This window comes from Vallitalea okinawensis (assembly GCF_002964605.1).
GTDB classification, from domain to species: Bacteria; Bacillota; Clostridia; order Lachnospirales; family PQDH01; genus Vallitalea_A; species Vallitalea_A okinawensis.
In genome coordinates this window covers 159,452-177,154 of sequence record NZ_PQDH01000002.1, presented here as the reverse complement: position 1 = coordinate 177,154, position 17,703 = coordinate 159,452, and the positions used below count along the sequence as shown (strand labels likewise).

Sequence of the window (17,703 nt, the reverse complement as noted above, 5' to 3'; positions counted from 1 at the left end):
ATTTTAACATGACAAATGATAAAACTAGGTTTGATTTCATTAGAAATTATATAGAATGTGGGACTATTATGAAAAGAAAAAAATTAGGTGAACTATTAATAGATGCTGTCAAAATCGATCAAAAAAGTCTTGAGGAAGCTGTAAGCTATCAAAAAATACATAATTGCAAGATTGGTAAAGCACTGGTAGCTTTGCAATACATAACCGATCAAGAAATTATAGAAACCTTATCTAAACAGTTATCTGTTCCACTTGTTTCATTAGAGAAAGAAGATATTAAGCAACCTGTTGTTAAATTAGTTCCCCAAAGTGTTGCAAAGAAGTACAATATCATTCCATTTAGATTGGAAAATAACATTTTACATATTGCTGTGTCTAATCCTTATAACATGGAAGCTAGAGATGATGTTAGACTCATAACTCGAAAATCAGTCAAAATTCACTTATGTAGTGATGAGGAAATTGAAGAAGCTATTGATCGATATTACAAAGAAGGTTCCTCGAAAGAAGTTATTGAAGAGTTAGTTAAAGAACTAGATGATAATAGCACTGTAGATGAAATTATTGAGAATGATGATATAGCTAATGCTCCAACCGTTAAGATAGTTAACTCAATAATAACCCAAGCTATTCGCATGAAGGCTAGTGACATACATATAGAACCCTTTGATCAAGAGATTTTTGTAAGAAATCGAATTAATGGTTCATTAACAAAGGTCATGAGTATACCAATCCAATCTTTTTCTGCCATATCCACTCGGATAAAGCTACTGGCAGATATGAATATTGCAGAAAAAAGGGTGCCACAGGATGGACGTATTGAAACAGAAGTTGATGGTAAAAAGTTTGATCTACGTGTTTCGGCGTTACCAACTACCTTTGGTGAAAAAATTGTCATGCGGATATTGCATCGTAACGCTAGTTTATTAGCCATTGAACATCTAGGTTTTACAGATGAAGAGAAAATAATTATCAATCGTTTTACGAGGATTCCTTATGGCATTGTTCTAGTTTCTGGACCTACAGGAAGTGGTAAAACAACCACTCTGTATGCCATGTTAAAAGAATTAAATACAGTTGATAAGAATCTAGTAACAGTAGAAGATCCAGTAGAATATATGTTTACTGGTATTAACCAGGTACAGGTAAATACAAAAGCTGGATTAACCTTTGCAGAAGGCTTAAGAAGTATACTCAGGCAGGACCCAGATATTATCATGGTTGGCGAGATTCGTGATGAAGAAACAGCTGAGATATCCGTACGTTCGGCTATCACTGGTCATATGGTATTGTCTACCATCCATACCAATGATGCAGCAAGTACCATTACTAGACTATTAGACATGGGAATTCCATCTTATCTAGTAGCGGATGCGATCGTAGGTGTTATTGCACAACGACTGGTAAGACGATTATGCCCACATTGTAAAAATGAGGTTTTAGCAACGAATATGGAGAAGATAACCCTAAAAGTCGATCAAAACCTAACCATATTTAAGCCCATTGGTTGTCATATCTGTAATTGGACAGGTTATACAGGAAGATCAGCTATTCACGAGATTCTTGATGTAAGTGATAAGATTAAAGCAGCTATAGCAGAAGGAAAAACAACCCAAGAGATCAATAACCTAGCTGTCAATGAAGGTATGGATACATTGTTCGAAAGTTGTAAGCGACTCGTTCTAAAAGGCGAAACATCCATTGAAGAAATGACTCGTGTTGTATTTGTCTAGAGGAGGATATAGATTTGGATTTTACGTTAAATGATTTATTGATGAAAGCTCATGAAATGGATGTTACTGATATTCATTTATCTGTTGGCACGTACCCAAGAGTTAGACGACTTGGTGAATTAACGCAGTTAGATGATTTCGGTAAACTATCACCTAATCATACATTTGAACTTATCAAGCAATGTATTGATGATAGAAATTTACATATGCTTTTAGATGTGGGTGAAAGCGATTTCTCTTTCTCTAGAGAGAATTTAGGACGTTACCGAGCTAATGCTTTCAAGCAAAGAGGTAGTTATGCGCTGGTTATTCGGATACAACCCTATAAGATACCTGATTTTCAGGACTTGAATCTTCCACCTGTCACAAAAGAACTGACAAACTATCAATCAGGCTTAGTGCTTGTTACAGGGGTCACTGGTAGTGGTAAATCTACAACTCTTGCAAGTTTGATTGATATTATTAATAAACGAGATGCAAAACACATTATTACCATAGAAGATCCCATCGAGTATCTTTATCGACATAAGAAAAGTATCGTCAATCAACGTGAAATGGGGATTGATTCAAACAATTTTGCAACTGCCTTAAGGGCCTCACTTCGAGAAGACCCTGATGTAATTCTTGTTGGAGAAATGCGTGACCTGGAGACTACAAGAATTGCTATCACTGCTGCTGAGACCGGTCACTTGGTATTTTCTACCATGCATACAGTTAGTTCAGCGCAAACTGTTGAACGTATTATAGATATTTTTCCACATGAGCAGCAGAACCAAATAAGGAGCCAATTAGCAACAGTATTAAGAGGAGTTGTCACTCAACAGCTGATACCACGTCAAGATAGTACAGGTATGGTTGCAGCATGTGAGGTGCTCAAAAATAATTCTGCTATCAGCAATCTTATTAGGGAAAACAAAGTTTATCAGATTCAAAATGTGATTCAGACCAATGTGATGGATGGTATGCAAACCATGAATCAACATTTAGTTGAACTTTATAAACAAGGTACGATTTCTAGGAGATCTATGACAAGCCAAACTTATGATTTAAATGAACTTCATGTCATGCTCGCTCGTCACTAGGGTATATTGAGAGTTGAAATGTCCATATACCTAAAGGAGGATACAAATGATTAAATATAAATATACTGCTAAGAATTTGGCAGGAAAACAAACAGAAGGTGAGTATCTAGCTGCAGATATGGAAGAACTTCGAGAGCATCTCAGAAGTCAAGGCTATTATCTATCTGAATATAAGGTGCTCAGTGATAGTTCTAAAGAAATTAGATTATTGTCGTCTGTTAAGTTGAAAGACTTAGCACTCTTCTGTCGACAGTTCGCTGTATTATTTAGTTCTGGTGTGAATATAGCAGAAGCTATTAATATACTGGCATTACAAACTAAGAATAAGAAATTTAAGAAAACCCTATCCGAAATCTATGAAGACATACGAAAAGGACGTTTGCTATCAGAAGCAATGGAGTTACATCATGATGTTTTCCCGGAATTTTTAAGAAGCATGGTGCGAGTTGGGGAAATCAGTGGTAATTTGGATCTTATTCTTACTCGAATGGCTGAATACTATGAAAAGAACAATAAGATCAAAAACAAAGTGACATCAGCGATGATTTATCCAATCATTCTGCTGATACTTATGTTAGGTGTTTTAATTATGTTATTTACTTTCGTACTGCCTATTTTTGCAGATACATTAGCTGGATTTGGGGGAGAGATGCCAGCTATCACTGTGATACTAATGGCTGTAAGTGCATTCATGCAAGCGAATTTTCTTTACATCATGATTGCATTAGGAGGTACTATAACACTTCTCTATCTATGGGGAAGAAAAGGAGCAGGGCGCTACTTCTTTGATTCACTAAAACTAGCCATACCAGTCGTTAGAAATGTGCAAAAAAAAGTCATTACTACACGCTTCGCTAGAAGTCTAGGTGTTCTCTTGTATAGTGGTATATCTATGTTGGATTCCATCGATATTATTTCTTCTCTTATCGGTAATACGGCTGTAGAAGAGCGATTTAAATTAGCTAAAGAGGAAGTCAAAAAAGGTTATGAATTATCTGTAGCCTTAGAAAAGGTTGAAGTCTTTTCGCCACTACTCATCGAAATGATTTCTGTAGGTCAAAAGACAGGTCAACTGGACGATATGCTACTTAGAACAGCAGATTTTTTCGATGATGAAGTGGAGGAATCAATCAACAGAGCTACTACGTTAATTGAACCCATCATGATTATTTCCTTGGCAATCATCGTAGGAATCGTTATATTGTCTATAATGTTACCAATGACAGAGATTATGCAAAGTGCAATGAGTGGAATGTAGTCAAATACATATTATGAAGCTATTAAGAGCGAAATGCTCTTGATATAAATCAACATTCGCTAAAATGGTCAGCGATAATAACTACCCTTACTATTGCTTGATGTGCAATCAATATAGAGTGCGAAGGTTGAAAAAATACATATACATATTTTGAAAGGGGTAAATACAAATGAGAAAATGGAGTAAAAAGTTATTAAAAAAAGAGAAGGGGTTTACGTTGATTGAATTGATAGTTGTTATTGCTATAATTGCAATTCTGGCGGCAGTGATGGTGCCTAGATTTAGTAATTTTACATCAAGTGCGGAGCAAGCAGCTATAGAACAAGATAGTAGACAATTCTTATCAATGGTTAATCTGTACCATGCTGGTGAAGCTGGATATCCATCAGTTGGGTCAGAGGCTAGTGATATCATTACTGGTGGTCAAGATGCAGATACGGCTACTGACTTAGTTTTCGATGCTACAACTTATGGAACCTACACAATTAAGGGAGTTACGGATTTTAGTCTATCTTCTGGAGTTATAAGTTATGAAGTGCATCTTGACAATGGAAATACTTATGATGTTGACATTACTTCAGAAGGTGAAATAACAGTTGATAAAAAGTAATTTAATAAGAACATGTAGCCAAGGTACAGCCTTGGCTTACCTGCTATTTGGGATTATTACAAATTACTATCCCTTTAGGGAGTGAAAGAAAATGAATGAAAAAGGTTTTACCATGGTAGAGGTAGTGGTTGTTATAGCCATTTTATTAATACTAGCATCAATCGCTATGCCGCAGTACATAGATATGAAATCAGTAGAAGAAAATCAATACAAACAAGCTTATGAAAAAGAGCTAAACATAGCATTACGTCAGTTTTATTTAGATAACGGTGAGAAACTATACTATATGGATGATTCTGATGTTAAGCACACAGTAGGAGAATTTAGTGGATTTAAAGAATTAACCGATGATACCAATCTACAGGAATATCAATTTTTCCAAGTACTACATAATCAGACCAATATATATTTTAATGATGACTATAAGTTTAAATATACCCTGGAAGGGTTATTTGGCAAAATAGAAGTAGAAGCAAAATAAGTAGGTGAACCATGCTTAAAATAAAGAAAAATGAAAAAGGTTTTACTTTAATTGAACTTATTACTGTCATGGCGTTGATAGCAATTGTTGGAACATTGATACTCAGACTCATATCTTTTGGTGGACAGCAGTTTCACAATATTAGCGATGCCATAGGTGGACGAAGTGAAGGAAATTTTGCTCTTAATTTCATTACAACCGAAATTAAGAGAAACGATGTATCCAATGCTATAGCATTAAGAACAAAGAGTGGAAATGATATTCTGGAGATTAAGTCTGAGAATGAATTTAGTGTTTCAAATAATCTATATCAGTATCAATGGATTTATTTCAAAGATAATAGTGTATACCATCAGTTTAGTGATAATTCTTTTGAAATCTCATTTGATCTCGATGATACTTCAAGGACCTATTCCTTAACTTACGATAATAAAATTAAAAGCTTGAAGTTTGAAGAAGAACCAGATGGAGAGACATATCCAGATAGTATAAAAGTGACAGTAGAATACTATATAAATGATTCAGCGGATTTTGAATCAAATTCCATTTTAATACCGATTAAGTCCGATCATTAAGGAGAATAATTATGGGGAATAAACATTTATACATAGAAGTCACACAGAACAAGACGAAACTTATGTATGATGCTGATCATAAATTTGTTTTTGATACACCTGAAAATGTTGTTAATGATGGAGAAATTGTAGAATCACAAAAACTATCAACAAGAATTAGAAGTCTACTGAGTGATAATAAGTTAAAGGCAAAAAGATGTTCCTTTTGCTTAAGCTCATCTCAAACCATTATTAGACAGTTTATAGTACCAAAATTAAAAAGTGAATCAGAGATTCGAGGAGCAATTGAAATAAAACTTTATGAGACATTACCTGATATTCTTAAGACACATTTTATGTCCTTTAAAATTTATGAGGAGATAGATGAGCAAATATCAGGTATTGTTGTATTAGTACCTCGGGATATCATTAATAGCTATATGGTGCTAGCTGGAGAGCTAAAAATGATTCCAGAAACGGTAGATATCTCAGCAAATTGCGCAGTTAAGTATTTTACTCGACAGAAGTATAACAAACATTATATCTTAGTTGACGTTAATTATAATTACATCAATGTCATGTTAACGAGTAAGAAGAAGATTTTATTAAGTAAATATGTCATTAATGGTATGAACTTTGTCGATTATACATTGCAAAAGCAACTTGCATTAGCTGAAGAAGAGGTGAGTGCTTGCCTTCAAGGAGATTATAAACGTTTTGAAATTAGTGAAGATGAGTTCAAGGGATACATCAATCAAGGAGTAATGGAACTCGAAGATATTATTAATCAGTTCGTTGATTTCATGCAGTATAATAGAAAAGATTTAATATTAGATGAGATATTATTATACGGTGAGTATGCACACCTTAAACCATTATGTGATGTTATTAAAGGAATGACGAATATACCAGTTAATACTTATATGAAGGAAGAAGGTACATTTGCCAATATAATTGGTTGTACCATAAGAGAGTAGGTGGGTACTAAATGACTGATATAAATTTACTATATACCATTAAAGAAAAGTTAAATGCCAAAAGAAGAGATAAGACTAAGAGTTTTTTATTAGCTTTACCCATTCTGCTTGTATTTGCCATAACAGCAATAATGTATATATCTTATGTTATGCAGACCAGTACATATGAAGAAAAAAGAATAGCTATTGAAGTAGATCAAAATACAGTAGCTCAAATTAACGAAATTAAAACAGAAATAACAGATTTACAAGATTTGAAGATAATCTATGAAAGTCTTAAGAATGCTAATGGATCAATTAGTCAGATTACATTGTTTGATGATTTAAAATTGCTATTTCCAGAAGGGGTCTTTATCTTGAGCTATACAGTTAATGATCAAGGCGATTGTACAATGTCTGGTGAAGCTGATGATGAAGAAAGTGTTGCTTATCTCATCAATAACCTGAAGACCTATAAGAGTTTTTATCAAATAGAAGTTAGTTCAATTACAGTAAATGAGGAAGGTAAGTCATCATTTTCACTTACATTCAAGATAGAAGGTGAATCAAATGGGGCGTAACAAAGCATTAAGTAAATTAAGTTTTAGAGAGTTAGTACTTATTGTTGTACTATTCACAGTTTTACTCATGTATTTGAGTTACACTTATATTGTAACACCTGTTATGGAGAAACATGATCAAGCCAAATCTCAATTTGAAATAGCACGGACCAAATCGGTACATGTAAAAGAAGATATAGAAAAAAAAGATGCCTATGACGAAGAAAAAAATAATTTAATAGATGAGATTAAAGTTTTTACTAAGCAATTCCCGGATAGTATCGATCAAGAAAAGATATTATTAGATTTAATAAGTGATGAAGAAGAATGTAAAGTCGTTATTAGTAACTATAGTTTTAACACTTTAGAGTTATTTCCTATTGCTGATTATCAGCCAATTCAATCACTAGACGGTGAAAATAAATCAGAAAAAAGTGCGACTACTAATACATTAGATGTAGATTTATCAAAGTATCCCAATGCTTATGTTTTGGAATATGGTGTTTCTTTGAGCCTTAACGGAGACTTTCAAGAGGTATATGATTTTATTGAAGCAATTGAAAATCATGAAGAGCATATAAAAGTTAATACTGTTTCTATGGTAAGTTCAGAGAGAAGGATAAACTGCTCTCTAAATCTCACTTATATTGGATTCTTAAATGGAGATCAGGCTAATGTCATCAATAATTCTTTAAAGAATACGGGAGATAGAGAGAGTATTTTTGCTCAAACTGACTTCAAAGGTAGCGCTCCTACTGAGAATAGTTACAATAAATACAATCCAGACTTTTCTCTGCTAATTAACACATATTTAGAGAATGGACCAAAATTTAGTTTAAGTAAGAGTGGTGACAACTCTTCTGAAGTTTATGTTGATGGTAACAAAGTTGTTGAAGCAAATATACTCATTTCTGAGGGGGCAGATAGGTATACATATACTTATGGGTTTGGAGAAACGACCTATATGGGAGAATTTTCAGAGATTCGTAGTAAGGATGAGATCATATATATTAATGTCGTATCCAAAAAACGAGTTGATCAAAATGATCAAACTGGTGTGTTGTTGACACTTAATAATGATACGAACCATTTAGTTCAGTTGACTATTATAAGTGATGATGAGAATAGTCCACGCTTTCGATTAGTTGAAAGTAGTGGGAGGGTGATTGTCAAAAAATGAAATTAAAGAAATTAATTAAGGATGAAAGAGGTATCTCCCTTGTCGAACTTGTCTGTTCTCTTGCTGTTTTATCTATCATCACAGGTACATTGCTAAACATGTACATCTTCTCAGCTCAAGTTGAGGCTAAAGCAAGTGCAAGAGAACGTGCATTAAGTATCAGTGAAGAGATAGCTGGTTTCTATGATTTAGCTGAAAGTATAAGCAGTTTTGAAAGTATTTTAAGTGCAAACACTTCAGGGGCTGCTTCAGGTTGGCAGAAAGATAATACCTATTCAGGAATTAAGTATGATAAATACTTTGATTATAACTGGTATAAGGAAACCAACGAAGCTCATCAGTATTATAAAGGTACAATTATCATTGATAATGGAACTGGGGCCACAATTAAGACAAAGGGAACTTATACCAAGGAAGACTGCAATATAAGTGCTAGCAATTTGATAAATAATACTCTAATAATAGAAGACTTTGACTCAACACAAATCAAGTTAATCTATGGACAAGAAAAATTACTTAACAAGAGCGCTATTGGGAATGAATTAGTTATCTTGATTGAAGGCGATCATGATTTACCAATGAAGAACATAGAGAGTCAGGTTGATATACCTGTAAAAATACTGTTATATGATAAGGAACATACGCTTCAAAAAGATAACTTTACTATAACGAATCCTGGAGTAGGTATAACTATCACTGAAGATGTACAAGTTGGAAGCGACCAAAATCTACAATCAATTTCTATAGAATTTTTTAAGAAGGACGATGAATCTTATCAAGTAATCACTAAGCAGAATTATAAATATGGAGGGCTATAGAATGTTAAAAAAATTTCGCTATGATGTTAATGGTTCTACCCTCCTCATGACAGTAGTGGTTATGATGTTACTAGTAGTTTTATCAACGGTATTAATCACTTTGAGTGCAGCACATTTTAAAATTAGCCATGCTTATAATGAAAATTCTAATGAGTTTTACGAATTAGATCAGCAGTCAGAAGTAATATTAAAGCATATTGACACGGAATTAGAATTGGCAGAAAAGTTTGCGCAAGAATATATAAGCAACGAACTTTATAAGATAAGTGATTTATCAGATAATCAACTTGATCAATCAATAGGAACTCAAAGTTTTAATATGAGTAGTTTGCTGAAAACAATATATGATTATGAGTTGCCAAAACAAGATGATGCTACTTATTTACAATTGTTTAATACTGATTTTAATTATCAGACATATTTTCATGAGAAGTACATTCGAGATGTAGTGGAACAAGCAGATTTATTAAAAGATGAGTTTGATACAAGTGCTCCTGCAAATGCTTACTTTGACCTCTTAGAGGACTATACTCAAGAAATATTTAACTCAATCTATTTTATGGTGGCAAAAGAACGTTTAGATGATTTATTAGAGGATAGTTCTAAACCTCTTGAGGATTATTTTACATTGACTTTAGATGATAATCGTGGTCTAGGTCCAGATAATCGTAGTATGTATGAACCAGATTTGATTGTTGAAGGAAAAAGCGATGGCGTAGACGAATCTTTAAAGCTTAAACTTCAAGTAATAATCCCGCAATACCAAGTAGCTCCAGAGATATCCTATAAGCAATTTAGCACAAATCCTGTTTGGACGAATGCTATAATTGCTTCAGACTATATCGATTTTACAAGTGGTGAAACTGAGATCAATGGTGATCTCTACGCAGTTGGTGAAAATAGTAGTCAAGGTGTTAGTGTTTCTTCAGGAGCCAATGCGGTAGTAAAGGGTAATGTTTATACACCTGAGGATATAGTTGTGCAAGGAAATAGTAGCCAGTTAAATGTAGAAACCTATGTAGATACCATGGAGGTGAGTTACAAAAAGCATCTATATAGTGATACTATAGACAGCTTATATTACTTGGAAGGTGTTAACGGTAAGAATGTCACATCAACTTTTGGACCTGAAGATGATGATGGTAATAAACCCTATTCTATTGGCGAGATGGATGATAAAGATTTTTGGTATTTTAATAAAGACGATGAAGGCGGTAATGTATATTGTAATAATTTGAAGGTAGGTACTGCTGAGAATGCAATTCTTGAAGTTGAAAATGCGTGGGTATTCAATGATGTCATCATGAATGGTACTAAGGATACTTTTAATAGAGACTCTAACCTAATGATTAATAAAATATTATTAGGATTAAACTCAGAAGGGGCTTATGGGAGCTCAGGCATAGATCCTACAAAGAGTAGTACTGTTATTAATAACTCATTTAATAAAGGTGGCAAAATTACTTTAAACAAATACCTCATTACAGGTTTAGCATTTATGCCTTTTGATAAATTAGACGGAAATTCGGGGAACCATTATTTTCGAACAGTTGAGGGTATAACATCGAATAATACAGAAATTTTCACAGAAGTCTATGATACAGGTGATTCTAGTAATCCAAGGTATACATTAGTTACTCCACAGGGTGAATTTGATTATTACCTTGAAGATTACTTTGGTATCATTAGTGATGATAGTGAATTAAAAGATAAATTTAATGTGTTGGACTATGATAGTGATAATAACCTGGATGTAGAGACAAATATATTTATTAATGTTGATGCTCCAACTCATGTTATAGGTTATTCGACCGGTGCAGTATTAGCGCATTTTAAAAATGGTGTTGGTACTTATGATGCATCTGCTGATTACAAAAAGGGTGGAATTATAGATCTGAATACAACCTATGCAACGCTGAATGAAGAGACGATAGGGAATATAAAGGTAACAGACTTTTATAATCAAAAAACAACTCAATTTGGCTTATTAGATACGTCGGGTAAAACCACAGTTACTGAATTTGTTAAAGAGAGTCATATGAACACAGTTACTTCTGATTATTATATCTATAAGCCTTCATCAACAGATGCGTTGATAGATCTATCTCCTGGTGGAGAGGCTAATAAAAAATTTATTTATACTGATGGTTCCTTACCAGTTAGAATATCAGGTAATACAAAAGGAATTATCTATTGCAAAGGTGATTTAACTATTCAAGGAAGTGGATCTTTTAATGGAACAATCATCTGTGACGGTAATGTTACAATTGCCTCATCTGGTTCAGGAACTGATAAGCTTATTCTTAACTATGATGAACAAGTCATTGCTAAGTTGCTCAACAGCAGTAGTGAGGTAGAAGAATTCTTTAACGAGTACACACATGGGACTCCTAATATCTACAAATATAAAACTGCAACTACAGGCTATTTCACAGAGAAAAAGCGTTATAAGATAAATTCTTGGAAGTGGGGTGAATGATAGTGAAAAAAATACTAAGTATGATTCTATGTATAACAATGGTATTTTCTATTTGGACAACTCCAGTAGAAGCCACTGATTCAACAAACCATGATATCAATGATGGCAAGATTGTACATATTCTAGAAATTCAACCAACCAACAGCTATGAACTTTCTTCTTATTCAAGTAGATCAGACGTTACTGTTACCCAAATGCCTATGGGCATGTTTGTTTCACAAAGAGAAGAATTGAATGGTAAATATGATTTAATTTATATTGGAATGAAGACAGGTGAATACAGTCCTTTGATTAACTACACACCTGATGGGGGGAATAATGGAAACCACCCTGATTTTATTACTTCATCTACCTCCAATCAATCTGGAACCAGTGTAACGTCCAAGAAAAAATACTTGCTTAACTTTGATAATAATAGAATGTTAGGCGAGGTTTTTCCGGGAAACGACATTACAACCTTACAAAGTGAGGCCATAAAGGAAGTTATAGAATCTGGTCAGCTAGTTCTTTTTGATGAAAGCATCTTCCAAACGAACTACGACAATACAAAACTCTATGAGAATTTCTTGTCCTATAAAGAAGGTGACTATGAGAATTTCTTAGTTGTTGACCAAGTTACGTCTGAACTTAATGACTTACTTGACGATATCTCTAATGGAGAACGTGTTCTAAGACCTAAACTAGTGATGAGTAGTGTACCTTTAGATTATACAAAAGATGGAATACCAACGTACCAAGAAGATACTGAAGATCGATGGTTAAGATTCAGTTACCAACTTCAAGGTTATCAGGAGCATAATTACGAAGTGAAGCTCTATCTTGATATTAATGGCGATGGCATATTCAAGGATGAGGAAGTATTTGTAACTCGGGATATACTAAATCCAGATTCAGCAATTGTTGATTATATGCTACCAGTTGGTTTCATTGGTATGCTTGGTTGGAAGGTTGAAATTATTGATAAGATAACAAATGTTAAGACGTATGAAACTGGGTATACTGCTTTCAAACATAAAAATAATGTTGGTGAACCAATCGAAATAAAAGTGCTTCAAATATATCCTAATAACAACGGTGGTAGTAATTCGAAAGATATATTTGACCTAAGCTCATTAGAGAATATAAGCGGAAATAATTTATTAAGTGAAGATGGATTGTTTGAAATAACTGTTGATAGAATGGGTTCTAAGGAATTCAATACTAATCCAGGTGAACTTAACGGCAAGTATGATATGATCATTATTGGTTTTAGTGATAGTGTCTCTAAAACTGCCGATATTAATAGTCCACAAGCGTTAGCAGCTATAGAAAGTTTTGTTGAGACGGGACAATCCTTAATGATTACTCATGATATGTTTCACTTTTATGTCGGTGATATTGATCGCAGTTACATGAAGTTTACGCAGAAATTCAGAGATCCAATGGGTCAAAATATTTATGCAAAAGACTATATGAATAGTAATAATGAAAGTCTTTATGACTGGCGAGAAGAATACCCTGTTAAAAATGGAGTTGAGTATAACTCTGTGGGGTTTACCCGTCCACATATGGAACGCTACTATAATAAATACTCTTATAAACCTTCTAGTGATTATAGTATTACCTCTTATGTAGGGAACAGCTTAAAGACGACAACACAGGCTTATAAGTTAAATACGGGAGCAATAAATATGTTTCCATACATACTTCATCCTACTGATACGGATAAAGATCTAAGTATAGCTACTACCCATGCGCAATACTATATGGCGGACCTAGAGGATGAAGATCTTATAGTATGGTATACATTGAATAGCAGCTACTATGATGAATTTGATGCTAGGAACAATTATTATGTCTATTCACTAGGGAATGTAACCTATTCAGGGACAGGTCATAAAAGCCCTAGTGGAAAAGTTGAAGAAAATAAGTTATTTGTTAATACCATGCTTAAAGCCGCCAGTTCTGCTAACCATGCACCTATTGTGCAGGTAAGTAGAATAAGTGATAACAAAGAATACTTTAAATCTCAAGATGAGATAGTATTTGATGTATTAGTAAGCGATTTTGATTTAAAAGATTTAGAATCAGAGTTAAGAATTTATATTAACAATGATAAGAGTAATGACTTTAATGACGATGGTAATCCTGAAGTTATCTATGATGAGCAAATTTACCCTAGTGCGGGCTATGAAGTAGTCACCAATGATGAGTATATGGAAATAAGGTTAGATAAAGAAGATTTTAATAACCTGAATGATTTTGATTTAAAAATTGTAGCTTCTGATAGCCAAGGTGCAGAAGGGGATAAAGAAATAACCGGATTAAAGAATAGTGATGATACGCAATTGGTATTAAGTTCAGATACTGGATGGACCTCAAATGAGATACTTGATGGAGATCATGGAGAAATGCATATTGGATTAGGCGTTGAAATTAGTACAGCTAATTTAGAACTTATAGAATCCATTAGTTTTGAAAATGTTAAGCTTAAAGTTAGTGCTGATAAAGAAGATTATATAAAAGTTATTAATGAAAGTACTGATGTAGCCGGTTGGACAAAGAGTACAACTTCTGATAAAGTAATGTGGACAAAAAGTATTGGGGATCTAAATTTTAGTAAAACTGAAATTGAGAATTTCAGAGACCATAGTGTTAATTTATATGAAGATGATAGTTTTGATTTACTTTTTAGTGATATAACCAATAAGATAAGCTTTGATGTCGAGATTACAAATGAACGCTTTAATCATAATTTTAGTGACCTTATTGAAAACAATAACTTAAAAGTTTCTAAAGGTATGATATCATTAATGGTTCTTGATGAAAACGATAGTCCAATGGGAGTACAGAAAGTTAAAGTAAATGGGAAAGAATATACTACTGCAGAAAATGGTACTGTTTCAGTTACAGATTTGCCTGGTAGTGGCGTCTTTAATGTTGAATATGATTTCAATACAAATGTCTATGAACAAGTAACTTTAACTGTTCAAGAAGATAACGGTGAAGGTGTAACTCAAAGTACGGTATCTAGTACTAATGGCCTAATAAGCGGGAGTGTAGACTTAAAAGTATCATCCAATCCTATTAAGGCTACTATACAAATCAGTTATAATGATGACTTGAATATTAAATTTGGTAATGGATTTAATCTCTTACTTAGAAGCACACCTACAGCGAATGTAGTTATAGAAGATCAAGTGTACTATGCGGAATTAAAGTTAGATTTACCTATAGATATCGATAACATCGACTTCATCATTAACCTGGATGAAATAGTGGATGCTATTGATGAAAGCATTATACCAAATGGCGATGTTGCAGTTCTAATGAAGGAAAGAGATGGTATTGAAGAACAGGTGGCTCGTTGTACAACTGTACTAAATGCAGATAACACTGTGACCATTAATTATGACGAACCTTTAGATGTGGATAGTGTTTATACTTTTCGCGTGCCAATTATGTTTGAGAAGGATAAAGTACTTGATTCTGATATTGATAGCATGGAGCTGTCATTGACAGCAATCAATTTAACACCTTCCGGTGAAAGTGAAAAAGTACGTATCAATCGTACTGACAGTAGAGTGATTACATGCACTCCTTTAGAGGATATTGTGTATTTCAGTAATCATGCATTTGGAGTTTTTGAATACTCAGGTAACGGAAGTTTTAGGGTTTCTATAGAGGCATTTGATGAAGTTGATATAGATGATTTTTCGCTAAGATTTAAAGTAGTCAAAGCAGCTGAAAATAGTGGAGGTAATCTTGAAGTAGAATCTGTTATCAATGCTTTTGAAATAAAGAATGTAGTAACAACAACTAGTGGAGTGGATAATGCTAGGCGTGATAATGATGATTATAAGTATTTACTCATTGATAAGCTGCCTAAAAAAGATGGTACATATGAAATCACCTTACGTGCGAAGGTAGAGGATTTACCATCAGGGAGTTCAGATCAGTACTTTATCATTATTGAAGAGATAAATCATATTAACGTAGAAAGTGCTGTAGACCTCAATGATGATGATAATCAACTCAAGCGTAAAATAGAAGTCTTAAAAGCGTTAGATCTAGAATAATCTTAAGAGATGAAAGAGTACTGCGTTGATGGTACTCTTTTCGATTCTATTTTACAAACTTCATCTTTAAAAAAAGAATATTTTATGCTAATATATAGTAATGGATGGAAATCAAAAGACAGCGTAAGAGTAAACAAAATGAAAAAAGTTTATACTATAGTAAAGTTATAAATTACACGAGGAGGAAATGGCATGGATGAAGCAAAAAACTTCATTGAAGAAATAATTGAAAAAGATTTAGAAGAAGATGTTTATGGACAACGTGTTCATACACGCTTCCCTCCAGAGCCAAACGGATACTTACATATTGGTCATGCAAAAGCCATATGTACAGATTTTGGAATGGCAAAGAAATACAACGGAAAATGTAACTTAAGATTTGATGATACCAATCCTATCAAAGAAGACACTGAGTACGTAGAGTCTATTATGGAAGACGTTAAGTGGCTTGGTTTTCAATGGGATGAGCTACACTACGCATCAAATTATTTCGATAAATTATATGAGTGTGCAGTAGAATTAATCAAAAAAGGAAAAGCCTATGTTTGTGATCTAAGCGCCGAAGAGATGCGTGAATATAGGGGTACACTTACTGAGCCAGGTAAGAATAGTCCATATCGTGATCGTTCTGTAGAGGAAAATTTGGATATTTTTGAGAGAATGAGTAAAGGCGAATTTGCTGATGGTGAAAAGGTATTAAGAGCAAAGATTGATATGGCGTCACCTAATATTACTATGCGAGATCCAGTTATGTATCGTATAGCCCACGTTCATCATCATAAAGCTGGTGACAAGTGGTGTATTTATCCAATGTATGACTTTGCGCACCCAATCAGTGACGCTATTGAAGGGATTACACATTCTATTTGCACACTAGAGTTTGAGGATCATCGTCCACTTTACGATTGGTTCTTAGAGCAATTAGAATGGAAAGAAGCACCTAAGCAAATTGAGTTTTCTCGTTTAGAGCTTACCAATATCGTGACGAGTAAACGTAAACTTCTAAAGCTTGTTCAAGATGGTATTGTTGATGGGTGGAGTGACCCACGTATGCCAACAATAGCAGGACTTAGAAGGAGAGGTGTTACGCCAGATGCTCTACGCACTTTCTGTTATGAGACACCGTTGACAAAGAATAAAGGTGTGGTTGAATTTGCCTTCTTAGAGCACCTTATTCGTGAAGATATGAAGTTAACACAGCCAAGAATCATGGGTGTTCTTGATCCTTTAAAAGTTGTCATTACCAACTATCCAGAAGGCGAAGTTGAATACCTAGAAGCTGAGAACAATCAAGAAGTTCCTGAAATGGGTAAACGTCAAATTCCATTTGGTCGAGAGATCTATATTGAAAGAGACGACTTCATGGAAGAACCTCCAAAGAAATTCTTCCGTTTAGCACCTGGTAAAGAAGTTCGTTTAAAGCATGCTTACTTCATTAAGTGTGAAGAAGTGATTAAGGATGAGAATGGAGAGGTTATTGAGTTACGCTGTACTTATGATCCAGAAACCAAATCAGGTACTGGTTTTACTGGAAGAAAAGTAAAAGGAACTCTTCATTGGGTATCTGCAACAGAATCTGTTGACGTATCAGTACGCCTTTATGATCATTTATTTAATGAAGATGAAGAATCAGGGGAGTCCATCTTAAATGAAAATTCTGTGGAAGTTCTTGAAGGATGTAAGATCGAAGCATCCATTAAAGATGCAGAACCTGGTAGTCGCTATCAGTTCTTTAGACATGGTTATTTCATTATTGATACGGAAGATACAAAGGATGGTAACATCGTCTTTAATCGTATTGTATCACTTAAGAGCTCCTATAAACCACCTAAGAAATAGAATAAAGCATATGACCAAGCGAAGGACTGGTCATATGCTTTTCCTTTCTCATTTATCAATCAAGATGAAATTGATTCGGAATAGTTTAGATAGTT

The 17,703-nt window shown here is 33.9% G+C and carries 13 protein-coding genes; all 13 read left to right on the top strand.

Annotated features, from left to right (window positions below):
- The first annotated feature begins 68 nt into the window (after positions 1 to 68).
- The 13 genes from C1Y58_RS05975 (at position 69) to C1Y58_RS05915 (ending at position 17,608) form a co-directional block, all read left to right on the top strand.
- On the top strand, positions 69 to 1,733 hold the full coding sequence (locus C1Y58_RS05975) for a GspE/PulE family protein (RefSeq protein ID WP_105615103.1): 1,665 nt from the start codon (positions 69 to 71) through the stop codon (positions 1,731 to 1,733).
- A gap of 14 nt (positions 1,734 to 1,747) precedes the next feature.
- Positions 1,748 to 2,815, top strand: a complete 1,068-nt coding sequence (locus tag C1Y58_RS05970; protein ID WP_242985346.1) for a type IV pilus twitching motility protein PilT — start codon at positions 1,748 to 1,750, stop codon at positions 2,813 to 2,815.
- A 46-nt stretch (positions 2,816 to 2,861) separates the two neighbouring features.
- On the top strand, positions 2,862 to 4,073 hold the full coding sequence (locus C1Y58_RS05965; RefSeq protein ID WP_105615102.1) for a type II secretion system F family protein: 1,212 nt from the start codon (positions 2,862 to 2,864) through the stop codon (positions 4,071 to 4,073).
- Positions 4,074 to 4,242: 169 nt separating this feature from the next.
- Positions 4,243 to 4,683: a prepilin-type N-terminal cleavage/methylation domain-containing protein gene (locus tag C1Y58_RS05960; protein ID WP_105615101.1), complete on the top strand. Its 441-nt coding sequence runs from the start codon at positions 4,243 to 4,245 to the stop codon at positions 4,681 to 4,683.
- Between the two features lie 91 nt (positions 4,684 to 4,774).
- Complete coding sequence (locus C1Y58_RS27005; RefSeq protein ID WP_105615100.1) at positions 4,775 to 5,164, top strand: type II secretion system protein; 390 nt, start codon at positions 4,775 to 4,777, stop codon at positions 5,162 to 5,164.
- Positions 5,165 to 5,175: 11 nt separating this feature from the next.
- A complete protein-coding gene (locus tag C1Y58_RS05950) occupies positions 5,176 to 5,739 on the top strand; it encodes a prepilin-type N-terminal cleavage/methylation domain-containing protein (RefSeq protein WP_105615099.1) in 564 nt (187 codons plus the stop codon).
- Between the two features lie 11 nt (positions 5,740 to 5,750).
- A complete protein-coding gene (gene pilM, locus C1Y58_RS05945; RefSeq protein WP_105615098.1) occupies positions 5,751 to 6,695 on the top strand; it encodes a pilus assembly protein PilM in 945 nt (314 codons plus the stop codon).
- Positions 6,696 to 6,706: 11 nt separating this feature from the next.
- Entirely contained in the window at positions 6,707 to 7,255 is a 549-nt protein-coding gene (locus C1Y58_RS05940) for a PilN domain-containing protein (RefSeq protein WP_105615097.1), read from the top strand.
- Positions 7,245 to 8,414 carry a hypothetical protein gene (locus tag C1Y58_RS05935; RefSeq protein ID WP_105615096.1) on the top strand — a complete coding sequence of 390 codons (1,170 nt, stop codon included), beginning with the start codon at positions 7,245 to 7,247 and terminating at the stop codon, positions 8,412 to 8,414. Before C1Y58_RS05940 ends, C1Y58_RS05935 begins: the two co-directional genes overlap by 11 nt.
- Complete coding sequence (locus C1Y58_RS05930) at positions 8,411 to 9,232, top strand: type IV pilus modification PilV family protein (protein ID WP_105615095.1); 822 nt, start codon at positions 8,411 to 8,413, stop codon at positions 9,230 to 9,232. Before C1Y58_RS05935 ends, C1Y58_RS05930 begins: the two co-directional genes overlap by 4 nt.
- A 1-nt stretch (position 9,233) precedes the next feature.
- A complete protein-coding gene (locus C1Y58_RS05925) occupies positions 9,234 to 11,711 on the top strand; it encodes a polymer-forming cytoskeletal protein (RefSeq protein ID WP_105615094.1) in 2,478 nt (825 codons plus the stop codon).
- Positions 11,712 to 11,713: 2 nt separating this feature from the next.
- Positions 11,714 to 15,769 carry a DUF5057 domain-containing protein gene (locus C1Y58_RS05920; RefSeq protein ID WP_157949978.1) on the top strand — a complete coding sequence of 1,352 codons (4,056 nt, stop codon included), beginning with the start codon at positions 11,714 to 11,716 and terminating at the stop codon, positions 15,767 to 15,769.
- A gap of 192 nt (positions 15,770 to 15,961) precedes the next feature.
- Entirely contained in the window at positions 15,962 to 17,608 is a 1,647-nt protein-coding gene (locus C1Y58_RS05915) for a glutamine--tRNA ligase/YqeY domain fusion protein (RefSeq protein WP_105615092.1), read from the top strand.
- Positions 17,609 to 17,703: the final 95 nt, after the last annotated feature.